Raw genomic sequence first — 16,596 nt, forward strand, 5'->3', positions numbered from 1 at the left:
CATGTCAGGAGGAAAGGTGCCTTGCTTTCGACACGTTATGGCGAGACTCATGAGGATGCGATTTACCGCGGTCTTCCTTGTCGCCGCTGGTGCCCTTTTCGCGGCGGATGATCCCTTGGCCGGCTACAACGTCGTATGGGATAGCCCGAGCAAGAGCTCCGCCGATTCGATGCCGTTGTCTGGCGGCAATCTCGGGCTCAACGTGTGGGTGGAGGGCAACGATCTGCTGTTCCTCATCGGCAGTCCGAACTGCATGAATGAAAATGGGATGCAGGTGAAGCTCGGGCTTATCCGCGTGCACTTCGATCACGAGGTCTTTGCCAAAGACTTCCGCCAGGAACTCCGCCTTCGTGAAAGCGAGGTGGTGGTGAGCGGTCGTGCTCCATCCGGTGAAGCGGTGACCGCCACGTTGTGGTGCGAGGTGGACCAACCGGTCATCCACGTGGGCATTCAGTCCGAGGTCCCGCGCACGCTCACGGCTTCCTATGAAACGTGGTCCGGCTATCAGGCGGCTCACCACAAGGGCGGCTTCGAGTGGGTCAAGCGTTTGCCAGAGGAGAATCCGCGCCGGCTACGCGACATGAAGGCGCAGGGTGTGGAGGACTTTGCGAAACACGTCCTGGATCCGCTTTCGAAGCTCACGCTCGGTGGACGACTCGATGCTCCCGGCATGGTGGCGGTGCCGCCCGCGCAGGGGAAGTTCAACGGCTTGGACACGCAGGTCACTGCCGTGGCCACCGTGGCTCCCGTGGCCAAGCTCGATCTCACGTTTACCTTGCGGATGGAGCAGGATGCCTCCTTGGCCGCGTGGAAGTCGGCGCTCGCCAAGTCCGGCCAACAAGCGGCGGCGTCACGAGTCAAGGCCCGTGCGGTTGCATTGGACTGGTGGAAAGGCTTCTGGGACCGCAGCCACATCTCGATCGCTGCGGATGCCTCCCAGGACCGCAGTAAGGATCTGCCGTGGCAGGCAAGCCGGAACTATCAGCTCGTCCGCTACACGATGGCCGCCAATCCATCGGGGCGTGCGATGACCCTTTTCAACGGCGGCGTTTTTGCCTGCTCCGGCAATCCGGACGGCCGCACATGGGACGGCTGCCAGTTCATGGGACAGAACCAGCGGCTGGTGTATTGGCCGATGCTTCGTGCAGGGGATTTCGACCTGCTCAAGGTAGGCACCGATTTCTACCGCGACTGCACCGAACTGCGCCGCCGGCATGCGACAAAATTCTGGGACGTCGAGGGCGTCACCTATCCGGAACCGCTCAGCGTCTTCGGTCTCGATGCCATCGGCACCACGGCTCAAGGGCGTTCCTCGCCTGGCCACCTCCACCACGATTACACGTCCAACATGGACTTCGCGCTCATGGCGCTGGAAATGGAGCGCTACACCGGCAAGGCGTTCCCCGGCTACATTGAGCCCGCGCTCGGCATCATTGCTTACTTCGACAACTACTATAAGAAAGCGACCCGCGAGCGGACGGGCAAGCCGCTCGATGAAAACGGCCGCCTCGTGATCTACCCGTCAAGCGCTCGCGAGACCTACCACGGATGCACCAACAACACCGACGTCATCGCCGGACTCACCGCGCTCACCCGCGAGCTGCTTGCGCTCCCTAACGGACGCTTGTCCACCAGCCAGCGTTCCTTCGTTGAAGGCTTCCGCAAGCGCATCCCCGAGTTCGCAGTGGTGGAAAAGGACGGCAGGAAATTCTTCGCCGCTGCCAGGTCGTGGGAGTCGGTGTTCCAGAACGGCAACATGGAGTTTCCCCAGATGGATGTCTGCTTTCCGTTCTCGATCCTTTCCCTCGGTCGCAGCGACATGAGCCTGGCCCTGAACACCTGGGAACTCAGTCCGATCAATGCCGCCGTCCAGCAGCAGGAGCAATGCTGGTATCAGACTGCCATCAACCTCGCCCGCATGGGGCTGACCACCCAGGCCGCGTCTTCGACCGTGAGGAAATTCCGGCACTCCGGCTATCGGTTCCCCACCTTCTATCATGTCCACTACGGAAACGGCACCGACGGCTTTTGCCACACTCCTGACATGGACCATGGCGGTGTCGCGATGATCGCGCTCCAGGAGATGCTGATGCAGACCGACGGCAAGCGCATCCTGTTAGGACCGGCATGGCCCGCCGAGTGGAACTGCTCCTTCAAGCTCCACGCACCGTATCAGACGACGGTCAGCGGCCGGGTCGATGGCGGCAAGGTCGTCATCGACGAGGTCATTCCGAAGTCCCGCCGCGGTGACATCGAGATCTTCCCGCTCAAGAAGTTGCCGGAGCCTCCGGTGTCCCAAGGCAAGACTGTCCGTGCCTCCGCGACCTACCATCGGGCTGGCTACGAAGCTGCCAAGGCCGTGGACGGCGACGAGGCGACCCGCTGGGGAGGGGGAGAGGGCGCGCGCGAGGCTTGGCTCGAAGTGGACCTTGGAGCACCCACCGCCATCTCACGCGCCATCGTCAAAGAGCTCTCCTACGCGTCCACCGCGGAGTTCGCCATCGAGGCCCAACAGGCGGACGGTTCGTGGCTCGCCGTGGCGACCGGCACCACGATTGGACGGCATAGGGAATTGTCGTTTCCCGTTACAACGGCACGTGTCTTCCGGCTTCATCTTCGAAAGCTCACCGACAATGCAAACATCGAGGAGTTTCAATTGCTGGCAAAGTAGCTCACGGAAGGAGGAACGAGTTGCTGAAGCGCCGGGTCACGCTTCCGTCGGAGTTCGTGCGTGTTGCTTGCGGTAGCTTGCAGGTGTCTTGCCCGTCATGCGCTTGAAGACCCGGGACAGGTAGAAGCGGTCGGCGAAGCCGGTCGCCTGCGCTATGGTATCGAGGCTGGCACTGGTGCGTACCAACATTCCGGCGGCCTCGCCGATGCGGAGCTTGTTGAGGAAGTGGCCCGGCGAGCAGTGGTACTCCTTCTGGAAGTGATCGCTCAGCGACCGCTGGCTCAAGCCGGCGTAGGCGGCGATGTCGGGGATGTGGATCGGCTCGGCGAAGCGGCGGCGCATTTCGTGAACCGCGCGAGCCAGCGCGATCGAGCGCTCGCCCGGCCACAGGTGTTCCCGGATCTCCACGACGAGACGATGGAGCAGCGCTTGGGAGCCGTGGTAGGCCAGCAGACGATCGCCCCGGCCGATGCCGTCAAAGGCCGCGGAGATGCGGCCGATCTCGGCAATCGCTTCACGGTCCGCCGGCACCACGATGGGCCCCGGCCGGCGGACCGCGAAGCACAAGCTGAAGGTGAGCCAGAAGTGATTCACCGGTGTGTCGCCGCGGCTGTCGAAGGAGTTGCCTTCGGGGATCAGAACGACGTGGCCTGGCTCGAGCGCCACCGTATGGCCGGGGAAGACCACTTGGTGGCCGGCGACGGAATTGTAGTAGAGCCGCCAGAACGGGCTGACGGTGTTGGGAAACATCCACCAGTCGAGGCTGCGGAGAAATCCACACTCGTGGAGCACGACACGGCGACCGGGATTGGCCAGCTCAAGCGGATCGAATTCCATGCCCACGCCGGAGTGCGGGCTGTCGTAGCAGCCGCGATTGAGGTCGCGGACACTCGGGGCGGTCGCGTCGTCGGTTTGCATTGGGTTTGCGGGCAGCAAGCGGGCAGGGGATGTGGGAAACTCGGGAATTCAAGCGGTGGTTGCCGAAAAGTCCACAGATTTCGCCGAAGCATCCATTGTTCCGGCAGAGGGGGATCGCTATCTTGTCCCATGCACCCGGGAGGCCACTCGCGCTTGCCAATGTGTCGATTCAAATCCCATGAAGCCCACAATCCTCCCCTCCCTCCTGTGCCTTGCCGTCGGCACCGCCACGGCACCCGCAGCCGTAACGCTCTTCGCTGAGTATCATCTGGGCGAGAACGGAAGTCTGGGTGCGAACAATCTGCCCTTGGACAGCGCGGGCACTCCGCAGGATTTCACTGGGCAGATCAGCGGCGGCACCACCACCGTGGGGACGACGGGTGTGTTTGCTCCCGACTCGACCCACTATCTCATTACTTCAGGTGCCACCAATGAAGGATGGCACAGCGCCAACTTTGTCACGCTCCCCACGAACGATTTTGCCTTTGGCGTCTACGCGCGTGCCTCGTCCCTGGCCGCGGCAAATCAGGGAGACGTGTTCACTTTGGGAAGCGCGAGCAATTCGCCAGCCGGCTCGGGGGCATTCAAAATCAGCCTCGCCTCGAACGGATGGGCCGCGAGCGTCAACGGCGTTGCGTGGGTCGGCGGCACGAACGGGGTGGCCGGATCCTTCACCGCAGATCAGTGGGTCCATCTGGCGGTCGTTCGCTCGGGCGGCACAGCAACCTTCTACATCGATGGCGTCGCCCAAACCGGCACCTCCAGTGCGACGCCTGTGAACGGGGCCGCTCACCTCTCGGTGAACCCGGGCGGATTGACCTTCTTCGACGGCCATTTGGACGAAGCCCGCGTGGTCACCTTCGACAGTGGTGAAAGCACCACGGTCATCCTGAACGCGCTGCAAGCCGTTCCGGAACCTTCGGGTGTGCTGCTCGGCGGGCTCGCCTTTTTGACTCTGCTCCGCCGGCGCCGCTAAGGGCCATCGCGAGCCCATCCGCCAGAACTTCATGAAATCCTCTGCCGCCATCGCCCTGCTATTTCCGCTGCTGCCGTTGGTAGCGGCAGGGGCGATTGGGACCTTCGCGCACTATCCCTTGGGCGAAGCCGGATCGCTGGGCACGAACAAGCTGCCCCTGGATCTCGGCGCAGGAGCCCGGCATTTCGCCACCGCACTTTCCGGCAATACCGCTGAGGTTACGACCGATGGCATGTGGGCCGCCGGATCCACCGCCGCGCTCAGCACCGCCAGCACCGCCGCGGACGGGTGGTACGGGAGCAATGTGTTCAGCGGTTTGCCCGCGGACAATTTCGGCTTCGGGGTTTTCGCCAGGGCGGGATCGATCACCGGGACGACCGACGTGTTCACTTTGGGATCGTCCAACGCTTCGCTGAAGCTTTCGCTCGGAAGTTCCGGATGGGCTGCCAGCGCGCACAACGTAAGTTGGATCGGCCCGGCTTACGGCGTCGCAGGATCCTTTTCCCCGAACACCTGGGTGCATCTCGCCGTCGTCCGCAAAGCCGGCGTCAGCACCTTCTACCTCAACGGCGTCGCCAAGGGCACCTGGAGTGGAACGCCGATTCACAATTCCCCGCATCTCTCCGTGAATCCAAGCTCGAGCGGCTATTTCCACGGTGAAATGGACGAGGCGCGAGTGGTGACCTTCGCGGCCTCCGACGCCGATGCAGACATTCTGCATGCTTTGTGGGGAGCCGCCGAACTGCCGCCGACGCCTCCCGCACAAACGTTGTTGGAGCAGACTTTCGCTACCGTGGCGGGCAAGCGCCATGTGGTGACCTTCACCCTCAGTCCCGGGGCCGGCCAGGCGGTGCTGCCTGGGATGACCCTCGGCGTTGCGGGTGCTTCCACTTTGATCGAGCAAGCGCTGCCGCTCGAACTACCCGCTGGCGGCGGGAGTGCGCCGTTCCGGATCGCCTTCACCGCGGATGCCGCGCAGACCGTTGTCCGCATCACCCGTCCGGCCGGTGCCGCGACGCCCGATCCCGTGGTCACCGGCATGCAGGTGGTGGAGGCGGTCGAGCCCGCACCATCGGCCCAACCGAGCGCTGCCCAGCAATCCCAGATCGATCGCCGCTACGGGATGTTCATCCATTTCGGCATCAATACTTTCCACAACCAGCAGTGGACCGATGGCACCAAGCCGTCATCGAGCTACGCGCCGACAGGACTCGACGTGGACCAGTGGGTGAAAACCGCGAGGGACGCCGGGATGCGCCACATCATCCTGACGGCCAAACACCACGAGGGCTTCTGCATGTGGGACTCGCCATGGACCACCTACGACGTGGCGTCGTCCCCGGTGCCAACCGACGTGGTGGCGGCGGCGGCTGCAGCCTGCGCGAAGTATGGCGTGGGTCTGGGCATCTACTACTCGCTGTGGGACCGCCACGAGCCCGCCTATGGCAACGATGCTGCCTACAACCAGTACATGCTGCGGCAACTCGCGGAGCTGCTGGGCAACTACGGTCCGGTCTGCGAGCTGTGGCTGGATGGCGGCTGGGACAAGGCAAACACCCGCTGGGCGAACTCCGAGATCTACGATTTGGCCAAGCGCTTGCAGCCGGGTTGCCTGGTCAGCACCAACTGGACCGTCGGCACCGCGACCGATGCGGACTCGCATGGGATTGTGCCGGCCAACCAGCAGGAGGGGTTTCTGATCCGCTATTTCCCCAATGACTTCCGGCTCGCCGATCCCTACCTGGCGAAGTTTCCCGATCCCAAGCTCTTCAAGCATCAGGGCCAAGACTACTATCTGCCCTTCGAGGCCACCATCACGCTGAGCTCGGCCAACTACTGGTTCTACGACACGCGCGACACGACCACCAAGCCGCTCGCCACGCTGGCCGACTACTACTACTCCGCGACCGCCCAAAACAATATCCTCATCCTGAATGCGCCGCCGGATCGCAGCGGGGTGATTCGCGAGGTGGACCGCCAGGGACTCTTCCAGTTGCGCGACCGGCTCGGCCTGAATCCCGGTATGCCCTTGCCGGAGAATGTCACCGGAGCGGCCACGGGCACAGCCAGCGCGGTTTGGAACAATGACGTCGCCAACCACGGCCCGCAGAAGGCCCTCGACGGAGATCCCGGCACCCGCTGGGCCAGCGGCCCCGTGGGCCTGACCAGTGCGAGCGTGGAGATCGACTTCGGCGCGCCGCGTTCCTTTGACCGCCTGCTAATCGACGAATTTGAAGTCGCCGCCGGAGTCGGGCGGATCCAAGCCTTCCATCTCGACGCTTGGGACGGCGCGGCCTGGCAAACCTTCCACACGGGCACGACCTGCCGCCGGCACTCTCTGCATGACTTCGCCCGCCAGCACTGTGCGAAGATCCGGCTGGTCATCACCTCGGCCAGCGATGCGCCGTCGATCTGGGAAATCCAAGCCCACGATGCCAGCCACGCCTTCTCCTCGTGGCGGGACGAACGCTTTCCTGGTTCCGGGATCTTGCTGGAAGCCGATTGGGATGCCGATCCCGACGGCGATCGCTTGCCCAACCGGCTGGAGTTCGTGCTGGGCAGCGATCCTCACGCTGCCACCTCCTTGCCGGTGCCGACACGGGACGGCGCGATGATGAAGCTTGCGCTCCCGTGGAATCTGGAAGCGGGCGGTGACTTCGGCTCGATCCGTTACTCCTTCGACCTTCACGAGTGGTTCGACTCCCTGAGCCCGGCCCACGCCGGAGTCCAAGTCGCGAGCGGCCCGCCGGGCCAGCGCGCCTGGCAGATTGATCCTGCGCAACTCCCTTCCTGGTTCTATCGGCTCGAATGATCCGGCTCCTGCTTTCGATTCCCCGACCTCGACAAAAACCCGAATGAAATCCAGCCAAACACTCCGCAGCTCCGCGCTGCTTGCACTTGTGGTCGTCCTCCCCGGCCACTCCCCGGCTGCCATCACGCCCTTTGCCGAGTACCATCTCGGCGAGGCCGGCAGCATGTCAGGCGCCACCAAGCTCCCGCAGGACAGCTCCGGGAACAACCGTCACTTTTCCTCGAACATCTCGGGTGGCAGCGTCCCTCTCTCTCCCTCACCCGTCACCGCACCGGGTTCGACGCACTACATCGATACCCGTGCCCTCAGCCCCGATCAGGGATGGTACTCGAGCAACACCTTCTCAGGTCTTGCGACCGACAACTTCGCGGTTGGCGTGTATGCCTCGGCACCTTCGCTCGACGCGACCCCTCGCGACGTGATCGCCCTCGGGGGAGGGACCAGCGCTTTCAAGATCAGCCTCGCTGCCAATGGCTGGGCCGCCAGCTCGCACAACGCGAGCTGGATCGGGCCGGCGAACGGATACGCTGGAACCTTCACTGCCAACCAGTGGGTCCATCTCGCCTTGATCCGGAAGAATGGCGTGACGACCTTTTACATCGATGGCGTCGCCAAGGCCGGCACTTACAACGGGGCTCCGGCCCACAATAGCCCCCACCTTTCGGTCAATCCGGGAGGCACCATCTTCTTCAACGGCCGCATCGACGAGGCCCGCGTGGTGACCTTCGCCGGGACGGACACGGAGCAGGACATCCTCGCCGCGCTGGGGACACCGCCGCTGCCGATCCGCTATCTCGTTCAGGATGGCGAGAACAGCTACCCGGCGGTCGCGCTGGCCGCGGGACTGACTTCGGAAGTGCGCCCGGGCTCGGGGCTCGACCGCGATTTCACTACCGTCGTCAATCCGGACGGATTCACGGTCAGCGGCACGCACACCTTGAAAGTCCTGGCTGGGCCTTCGCTGCAAGTGAACACCCCGTATGACATTTTCAGATTCACGGCATCCGGGGCACCCACGCTGAATCTCGGAGCCTTCGATCTGGATCTGCCGCCCGGCGCGGAGGCCACGCTGGCGATCGATAGCGCCGCGGCTCCCGATCACTACGTCACGCTGACCTTCCAGGATCTCGGCGTGCGCACTTGGAACGGCACCGCCGCCGTGGGCGGCTCGACTTGGAACACGACGACCCCGAACTGGAAGGACGTGTCGCTGGCCTCGGTGACCTTCGCGAACGGCGATTCGGTGGTGTTCGATGAAAACGCGGCGGTGAAAAACGTCTCCATCGCGGCAGGAGAGGTCCAGCCCACGCTGACGGAGTTCGCCGCCTCAAGCGACTACGCGGTTTCCGGCCCGGGTACCATCGGCGGCACCGGCACGCTGCAAATGACCAGCGGCAAGGTCACGCTCTCGACGGCGGTCAATCTGTCCGGGGCCGGTGGGATGACGATCCTGCCCGATGCGACCCTGCAACTCGAGAACGGCGGCAGCCTTGGAAGCATGCCGGTCGCCAATTCGGGAACCATGGTTTTCAATCCCTCCGCCGTGCTCGACATCGCGGCACCCATCAGCAGCTCTGGCACCCTGACCCTCTCCGGGAGCGGTACGACGGTGTTTTCCAACACCGTGGGCGGCGCGGCCAGCATCGACGCCGGAGCGACCATGGAACTCAATGCTGCGGTCCTGCGGTCTCATCCCACGTCGAACTTCACGGGGGCAGGGACCTTGCGCAAGACCGGTGCCAACACGGCCCAGTGGGGGGCTTCCACGGCCACCTTTGCGCTGGACCCTGGCGCGCTCATCGATGTGCAAGCCGGCACCTTGATCGGCGGGTCGAGCAACAATGAAATCTGGACCGAGAACAAAGCCGACCTTCATGTGGAGGCGGGCGCGGCGTTCGAGAGCGTCGAGGCGACCGTGCTCGTCGATGCGCTCAGCGGATCCGGCACCCTTCGCGCCGGCTATCCCGGCTTTGCCAATGCCGGCATTGTCTGCGGCGTGGCCGACGGCAGCGGGAGCTTCGGGGGAGCCATGGTGGACTATCCGATCGCCAATGCCATCGGACGATTGACCAAGCGCGGGACCGGCACCCAGACCCTGGCGGGCCCCAACACTTACACCGGCAACACTACCGTGGAAGCTGGCGCGCTGGTGCTGGATGTGGACGGAAGCCTGACGTTCAAGATCGGCGCCAACGGCGTGAGCAACCGTATCACCGGCACGGGTGCGGTCACCTTGGACGGTGTTTTCGTGATCAACCTCAGCGGGGCAACCCTTGCCAACGGTAACTCATGGAACCTCGTCGACGTCCCCAATCTGACCGAGACCTATGGCGACAGCTTCCTCGTCTCCGGCTTCACCGGGGCCTCCGGCGTCTGGACCCTAGTGGCAGGCGCGAACACCTGGACCTTCACCGAATCCACCGGCAATCTGACGCTGGCTGTGGGAGGCGGCTATTCCACATGGGCGACTGCCAATGCCGACGGCCAAGGCGCGGAACTCGATTTCGACGCCGACGGCGTGAAAAACGGCATCGAGTACTTCTTGGGTGAGACCGGCAGCGGGATGACGGTGCTGCCTGGACCGGTCACCGCAGGCGGAGCCACGACCGTGACCTGGGATCGCGACCCGGCGGCCAGCGTGACTTCATTCGGAGTTCAGTTCTCGACCTCGCTGACCAGCGACTGGCAGCCGGTGCCGGGCGCCCAACTGAATCTCAGTGATCCCGCAAAGATCATCTACACCTTTCCTGCACCCCTGACCGGCAAGCGGTTCGTGCGACTTTCCGTGACGCCATGACCGTGTCCCCAGGTCAGGGCCCTCGGGCTCATCCTCCGAATTCGATGATCAAACCCCACGACAACCCGACCGGCCCCGCCGGCGCGAGAGTTCCTTTGACCAACGTGGCCGGTGACATGCACCCGGTGACTGGCGGGAACGCCGGATCCCGCACGAAGAAAGGCCTTTGGCAGAGGCTGGGCGGTAGTGCGTTCTCGATCTCCGTGCTGGTCCACGCGGTCTTCATCCTGCTGGCGATCTTCTTCTTCATCCGCTGGGTCGAGCCGCCGCCGGAGGAGAGAGTCGATTTCGTTCCCGGTGGCGGTGGTGGCGGCAACAACGGTTCTGAAGTGACCCACAAGATCCAGCAGAAGGCGCGACAGATGCCGAGCGCGGTGTCGAAGCGGATTGCGTCCACCAGTTTAACGGCGGCCTTCACCTTGCCGGATTCCTCCAGCGATCTGCCGGACGCGACCATGCCGATGGAGATGGGAGCCAGTGCGGCGGGCAAGGGCGGCGGCGCGGGTGGAGGAAGCGGGACCGGGATTGGCACCGGCACGGGCAGCGGCGTGGGACCGGGTAGCGGCCCCGGCGTGGGCAAAGGCTTCATCGATACAAACCCCTTTGGCAGCAAGGGCGGAGTGGGGCTGGTGGGGACGTTCTATGACTTCAAGCGGGACAAGAAGGGGGATAGCACCGGCGTGAGAGCCTTGGACCGGCCGACCTACACGAAAATCGTCAATGACTTCACCAACAGTTCCAGATGGGGTCCCTCCTCCAAGTTCAAGCACTACACTTCCCCGACCCAACTGACCGCCAAGGTTTTCGCCTTCAAGGGGATCCCGGACACCTCGGCGGGCCAGGCGTTCCAGTGTCCTGATACCGGCGCGGGCATGTGGCTCGCCCACTACTCCGGGACGGTGAAGGCGACCGAGACCGGAACGTATCGATTCGTGGGATGGGGGGACAACTGTCTGGTGGTGGGGATCGACGGCAAGGTGGTGCTTGATGCGTCGGACGTGGTTTACACCGGAAAAGCCAACGAGCCTCTGGGCAGCATCAATCTGCCCGGCAAGCCCGGCGCGGCGCTGGCCTGTGGGAAATGGTTCCAACTCCGCCAAGGAAGTTCGCTGAAAGTGGACATCATCATGGGCGATGAAGGCGGAATCTTCTCGGCCGGGGTGATGATCGAGAAGAAGGACTCGACCTATGGCCGCGGGCCAGGGGGGGTGCCGGTTCTTCCCGTGCTCACCGTTGCCGACCTGGAAGAGAAGGAGAAGGCGCTCTACCCGTTCCTCTCGGCCGAGAGCTTTCCGCGGTCGCTATTCGTGGCCGAAACACCCCGGCTTGGTGCCGGAGACATTTTCAAATGAGCACTGGGATGCCCATGAATTCCACCATCCATTCCACCTTGAGCGGGTTGGCACGGCCGAGAGGGCGAGTCGGGTCGATGACCGGTGAAATGAGTATCGTTAATTGTTCAACCAAGTGTGAGCCCCGAAGACGCTTAAAATGCGTGAATAGGGGGCAATTCGCCGGGAAGAAGGATGCGGTTTTCACCGGAATCCCCGACGGCCGAATGAAGAGATCCGTTGGCTCCCGATGAATTTTGAGAAGAGAAACCCACTCGACTTCGGAGCAGTGTTGCGCGTTTCGCCAGTCGGTCTGCGTAAAATCGCAGCTAACGTCCGAAGGATTCCGCTTACTTCCCCGATACACCTACCATGACCGTTGAGTTTTCACCTTTCCGCAGGATTGCCCCATGGACCGCCGTGGTAGCAACCGCTGCCTTCTGGGGTTTTGCCGCATCCGGCCGCGGTGTCGCGGCGGAGGCCGCGTCGCTTCCGGACAAGGTCTCGTTCAACGAGCACATCCAACCGCTGCTCTCCGAAAACTGCTACCATTGCCACGGACCCGACAGCGGGACCCGCGAGCCGAAGAAAGCGCCGATGCGGCTGGACCGCGAGGCGGATGCCTTCCTGCCGCGTGAGGATGGCAAGCCGGTGATCGTGAAGGGCAAGCCGGCGGAATCGCTGCTGGTCAAGCTGATCAACGAAAAGGATCCGGAGAAGATCATGCCGCCACCGGCGTCCCACAAGACGCTCTCGCCGGCGCAGATCGCGCTACTGGAGAAATGGATCGAGCAGGGCGCGCCCTACGAAGCGCATTGGTCGTTCATTCCGGTGAAGCGCCCCGCTTTGCCCGAAGCGGGCAAGGACTGGGCCGCCAATCCGGTCGACCGGTTCGTCGCGGCGAAACTCGACGAGCAGGGTCTCAAGCCGAATTCCCCGGAGGACCTGGCGCGCTTCTACCGACGCTTGCATCTCGATCTCACGGGCTTGCCGCCGGCACCGGAAGAGGTGGGTGCCTTCCTGAAAGCTGCGACGGGCAACCCGCAGGCGGCGATTGAAGCGGCGACCGACAAGTTGCTGGCCACCACCGCGAGTGCCGAGCACTTCGCCCGCCAGTGGCTGGATGCGGCCCGCTATGCCGACACCCACGGCATTCACATCGACAACTTCCGCTCGATCTGGCCGTACCGCGATTGGGTGGTGAGGGCGTTCCAAGCGAACATGCCTTGGGACCAGTTCACCACCGAGCAGATTGCCGGCGACCTGCTTCCGAACCGGACGCTCGACCAGCAGGTGGCGACCGGCTTCTCGCGCTGTCTGGCGACCACCGGGGAGGGGGGGGCGATTGCGGAGGAATACGACGCGATCTATGCGAAGGACCGGGTGGAAACCGTCTCGGCGGTCTGGCTCGGCCTGACCACTGGCTGCGCGGCGTGTCACGACCACAAGTTCGACCCGATTTCCACCAAGGAGTTCTACTCGTTGACCTCTTTCTTCCGGAACACGCCGATGTCGGCGCTGGACGGCAACAACGCGAATCATCCGCCGAATGTCACGGTACCGCTGCCAGAGGACCGGGAGCGCCTGGCCGCCCTTCCCGCGGAACTCGCGGAGCAGGAGCGCCTGGTCGCGGCTCGCAAGGAAGCGGTCCGGAGTGCCTTCGAGCAGTGGACGAAAACCGCGCGGCCAAGCCGGACTTCCAGGGCGGACTCGACGCTCGCACTCCACCTGCCGCTGGATGAGGAGGACGGTCCGCTCCGCGGCAAGGCGGACGGAGCCGCTAAGCAATGGGACGCGAAGCTTGCGCGAGTGGATGCCCCGGCGGGCAAGGCGGTGCAGGTGAGCGACGGGATCGTGGATCTCGGCGACCTCGGGAGCTTCAAGCGCGGTGACCGCGTGACCTATGGTGCGCTGATCCGGGTCGAGGGAGCGCCGACGGGCGCGGTGGTGGCGAGGATGAATCCGGGCGAGGCGCACCGGGGGTGGGACCTCTACCTGCAAGGCGGCGTGCCAGCCGCCCACGTGATCGATAGCTGGCCTGGCAAGGCGAACAAGATCAATGGCAGCGAACCCCTGAAGCCGAATGAGTGGCACCATGTGATGGTCACCTTCGACGGGTCCAAGCCTGCTGCCGACACGCTGGAGCTTTATGTGGACGGCCGGAAGGTGAAGTCCACGACCACGCCCAATACCGTGGGCACGGAGATCGAAACGAAGGTGCCATTGCGGCTCGGTTCGCGCGAAGGTGGGGATTCAAAACTCAACGGCAAGGTGGCGGTGCAGGACTTGCGCTTCTACCGCCGCCTGCTCTCCCCGCAGGAGATCGGCACGCTGGCCCAGACCGGGCTCATCCAAGGCATCCTCACGAAGCCGGTGGAGCAACGGACGAAGGAGCAGACGGAGACCTTGTTCCGCTACTACCTGACGACCATGGACAAGCCGGCGCAGGAGCTGATGGCCAAGCTGGACGCACTCAAGGCCGAGCAGACGACCCTCGGCGGCCGCGGCACCGTGTCGCTGGTCATGGCAGAGAAGCCCGGCGAGCCCTTCGCTCACGTGCTGACCCGCGGTGTCTATTCGGACAAGGGCGAGAAGGTCGCCCCTACGACGCCTGCCGTACTTCCACCGATGGCGGCCGATGCGCCGAAGAACCGGCTCGGTCTCGCCCGCTGGCTGACCGATCCGGCCAATCCCTTGCCAGCGCGGGTGACGATGAACCGGACGTGGTACTACTTCTTCGGCACCGGCATCGTCGAAACGAATGACGACTTCGGCATCATGGGCGCGCGTCCGAGCCATCCGAAGCTGCTCGACTGGCTGGCGGCCGAGTTCGTCGATTCGAAGTGGGACTACCGCCACATGGTGAAGCTCATCGTGACTTCGGCAGCTTACCGGCAGTCGGGCGCCGTCTCGGGTCAGAAGCTCGAGAAGGATCCCTCGAACCGTCTGGTTTCCCGTGGCCCTCGCTACCGCATGGATGCGGAGGTGATCCGCGACACGGCGCTCGCCGCGGCCGACCTGCTTTCTCCGAAAGTGGGCGGGGCACCGGTGAGGCCGTATCAGCCGGAAGGCGTGTGGGAAGCGGTGGCGATGAAGGAATCGAACACCAGGAACTACAAGGCGGACACCGGCGAGGCACTCTACCGGCGCTCCCTCTACACCCTGTGGAAGCGCACCGCGCCCCATCCCGCGATGGAGATCATGAACGCACCCACGCGCGAGGTCTTCTGCGTGCGCCGCGACCGGACCAATACGCCGCTCCAGGCCTTCGTGACCTTGAATGACCCGCAGTTCGTCGAAGCCTCGCGGCGGTTGGCGGAGCACGCGATGGCGGCGTCCAGCGATCCCTCGCAGCGCGTCGACTTCATGACCGCACGACTGCTGTCGCGCGTCTTGCCGCCGGAGGAGCGGAAGGTGGTGCTGGATACGTTCGGGGTGGCTCTTGCGGCCTACCGGACGGATGCGAAGCAGGCCCAGGCGATGATTTCCAACGGTGAATCCAAGGCCGATCCGAAGCTGGATGTCCCTGAACTCGCGGCGTGGACGTTGGTCGCAAGCCAACTCCTCAACCTCGATGAGACCCTGAACAAGTGATGTTGCCCGCACCTATGAACACGATCTCCGATTACAACTCCGCCATCACGCGCCGGCAATTCTTCCGCAAGAACGGCACCGGCCTCGGTGTGGCTGCCCTGTCCTCGCTGCTCGGCAGCGGCCAGGCATTTTCCTCGTCAATCGAGGAGGCGCTGCCGCACATCGCACCGAAGGCGAAGCGCGCGATCTACATCTCGCTGATCGGCGCGCCGTCGCAGCTCGACCTCTTCGACTACAAGCCGGACCTCAAGAAGCGCTTCAAGGAAGACCTCAAGGATTGGCTGAAGAAGGAAGGCCAGCGCCTCACGGGCATGACCTCCGGGCAGGGTTCCTTTCCGCTGGCGCCGACGATCTTCAAGTTTGCCCAGCACGGCCAGGGCGGCGCGTGGATCAGCGAACTGCTGCCGTGGACCGCGAAGATGGCCGACGACATTTGCATCATCAAATCGATGCACACCGAGGCGATCAACCACGAGCCGGCCAACCAGCTCGTGTACACCGGCTCGATGCAGTCCGGGAAGGCCTCGCTCGGCTCATGGTTGTCCTACGGCCTGGGCAGCATGAATGAGGATCTGCCGACCTTCGTGGTGCTGCACGCCACCCACAGCTCGCCGTATTCGAACGTCCAGGCGATCTCCGCCCGCCTGTGGGGATCCGGCTACCTGCCCGGCAAATACGCGGGTGTGGCCCTCCGCTCGAAGGGGGATCCGGTGCTTTATCTGCAGGATTCGCCCGGCGTCTCCCGCGACTTGCGGCGCAAGATGCTGGACGGCTTGAACACGCTGAACCAGCGCTCGTACGAAGCGGTGGGCGATCCGGAAATCCAGACCCGCATCCAACAGTACGAGATGGCCTTCCGCATGCAGGCTTCGGTTCCGGAGCTGGCCGATACCTCGGGCGAACCGGAGTACGTGTATGAGCTCTACGGCAAGGACAGCAAGGTCGGCGGCACCTTCGCTGCCTCGGCGCTGATGGCGCGGCGTCTGTTAGAGCGCGGCACCCGCTTCGTGCAAATCTTCCACCGCGGCTGGGACCAGCACGGCGATCTTCCGCGTGACCTGCGCTCGCAGTGCGGGGATGTCGATCAAGGCATCTACGGCCTGATCCAGGATCTCAAACAGCGCGGCATGCTGGAGGACACCCTGGTCATCTTCGGCGGCGAGTTCGGCCGGACGGTCTATTCGCAAGGTACGCTCAACGAAACGAACTATGGCCGCGACCACCACCCGCGCTGCTTCTCGCTGTGGATGGCGGGCGGCGGTGTGAAGGGCGGGCAGGTCTATGGCGAGACCGACGAGATGAGCTACAACATCGTGCAGAACCCGGTCCACATCCGCGACCTGCACGCGACCGTCCTGAACCAGCTCGGCTTGAACCATGAGAAGCTCACCTACAAGTTCCAAGGGCTGGACCAGAAGCTCACCGGCGTGGAGAAGCCGGCGGTCGTTGTGAAGGGTATCCTGGCATGATCCCGGATCCCCAGGTCCTGGGTTGCGC

At 63.9% G+C, this 16,596-nt stretch carries 8 protein-coding genes; 7 read left to right on the forward strand and 1 reads right to left on the reverse strand.

Going from position 1 to position 16,596, the window contains the following annotated elements; genetic code table 11:
* Window positions 1-49: 49 nt before the first annotated feature.
* Window positions 50-2,671: a DUF5703 domain-containing protein gene (locus OKA05_RS17855; RefSeq protein WP_264488542.1), complete on the forward strand. Its 2,622-nt coding sequence runs from the start codon at window positions 50-52 to the stop codon at window positions 2,669-2,671.
* A gap of 36 nt (window positions 2,672-2,707) precedes the next feature.
* On the opposite strand, the gene OKA05_RS17860 is transcribed toward OKA05_RS17855, so the two are convergent.
* Window positions 2,708-3,589 (reverse strand): helix-turn-helix domain-containing protein, encoded by an 882-nt coding sequence (locus OKA05_RS17860; RefSeq protein WP_264488543.1) that lies wholly within the window; start codon window positions 3,587-3,589, stop codon window positions 2,708-2,710.
* Between the two features lie 178 nt (window positions 3,590-3,767).
* Between OKA05_RS17860 and OKA05_RS17865 the strand changes: the two genes are divergently transcribed.
* The 6 genes from OKA05_RS17865 to OKA05_RS17890 all read left to right on the forward strand — a co-directional run bounded on the left by OKA05_RS17865 (window position 3,768) and on the right by OKA05_RS17890 (window position 16,568).
* Entirely contained in the window at window positions 3,768-4,565 is a 798-nt protein-coding gene (locus tag OKA05_RS17865) for a LamG-like jellyroll fold domain-containing protein (RefSeq protein WP_264488544.1), read from the forward strand.
* Window positions 4,566-4,596: 31 nt separating this feature from the next.
* Window positions 4,597-7,377: an alpha-L-fucosidase gene (locus tag OKA05_RS17870; RefSeq protein ID WP_264488545.1), complete on the forward strand. Its 2,781-nt coding sequence runs from the start codon at window positions 4,597-4,599 to the stop codon at window positions 7,375-7,377.
* Window positions 7,378-7,420: 43 nt separating this feature from the next.
* Entirely contained in the window at window positions 7,421-10,174 is a 2,754-nt protein-coding gene (locus OKA05_RS17875; protein WP_264488546.1) for a LamG-like jellyroll fold domain-containing protein, read from the forward strand.
* 44 nt (window positions 10,175-10,218) lie between these two features.
* On the forward strand, window positions 10,219-11,526 hold the full coding sequence (locus tag OKA05_RS17880; protein ID WP_264488547.1) for a PA14 domain-containing protein: 1,308 nt from the start codon (window positions 10,219-10,221) through the stop codon (window positions 11,524-11,526).
* Window positions 11,527-11,877: 351 nt separating this feature from the next.
* Window positions 11,878-15,099, forward strand: a complete 3,222-nt coding sequence (locus OKA05_RS17885; protein ID WP_264488548.1) for a DUF1553 domain-containing protein — start codon at window positions 11,878-11,880, stop codon at window positions 15,097-15,099.
* Between the two features lie 14 nt (window positions 15,100-15,113).
* A complete protein-coding gene (locus OKA05_RS17890) occupies window positions 15,114-16,568 on the forward strand; it encodes a DUF1501 domain-containing protein (protein ID WP_439331381.1) in 1,455 nt (484 codons plus the stop codon).
* The last annotated feature ends 28 nt before the right edge of the window (window positions 16,569-16,596 follow it).

Origin of the sequence: Luteolibacter arcticus (assembly GCF_025950235.1) — a bacterium.
Taxonomy (GTDB): domain Bacteria; phylum Verrucomicrobiota; class Verrucomicrobiia; order Verrucomicrobiales; family Akkermansiaceae; genus Haloferula; species Haloferula arctica.

Excerpts from the sequence above, each read along its gene's own strand:
- OKA05_RS17855 (WP_264488542.1), top strand. The coding sequence starts at position 50 with ATGAGGATGCGATTTACCGCGGTCTTCCTTGTCGCCGCTGGTGCCCTT.
- OKA05_RS17860 (WP_264488543.1), bottom strand. The coding sequence starts at position 3,589 with ATGCAAACCGACGACGCGACCGCCCCGAGTGTCCGCGACCTCAATCGC.
- OKA05_RS17865 (WP_264488544.1), top strand. The coding sequence starts at position 3,768 with ATGAAGCCCACAATCCTCCCCTCCCTCCTGTGCCTTGCCGTCGGCACC.
- OKA05_RS17870 (WP_264488545.1), top strand. The coding sequence starts at position 4,597 with ATGAAATCCTCTGCCGCCATCGCCCTGCTATTTCCGCTGCTGCCGTTG.
- OKA05_RS17875 (WP_264488546.1), top strand. The coding sequence starts at position 7,421 with ATGAAATCCAGCCAAACACTCCGCAGCTCCGCGCTGCTTGCACTTGTG.
- OKA05_RS17880 (WP_264488547.1), top strand. The coding sequence starts at position 10,219 with ATGATCAAACCCCACGACAACCCGACCGGCCCCGCCGGCGCGAGAGTT.
- OKA05_RS17885 (WP_264488548.1), top strand. The coding sequence starts at position 11,878 with ATGACCGTTGAGTTTTCACCTTTCCGCAGGATTGCCCCATGGACCGCC.
- OKA05_RS17890 (WP_439331381.1), top strand. The coding sequence starts at position 15,114 with ATGAACACGATCTCCGATTACAACTCCGCCATCACGCGCCGGCAATTC.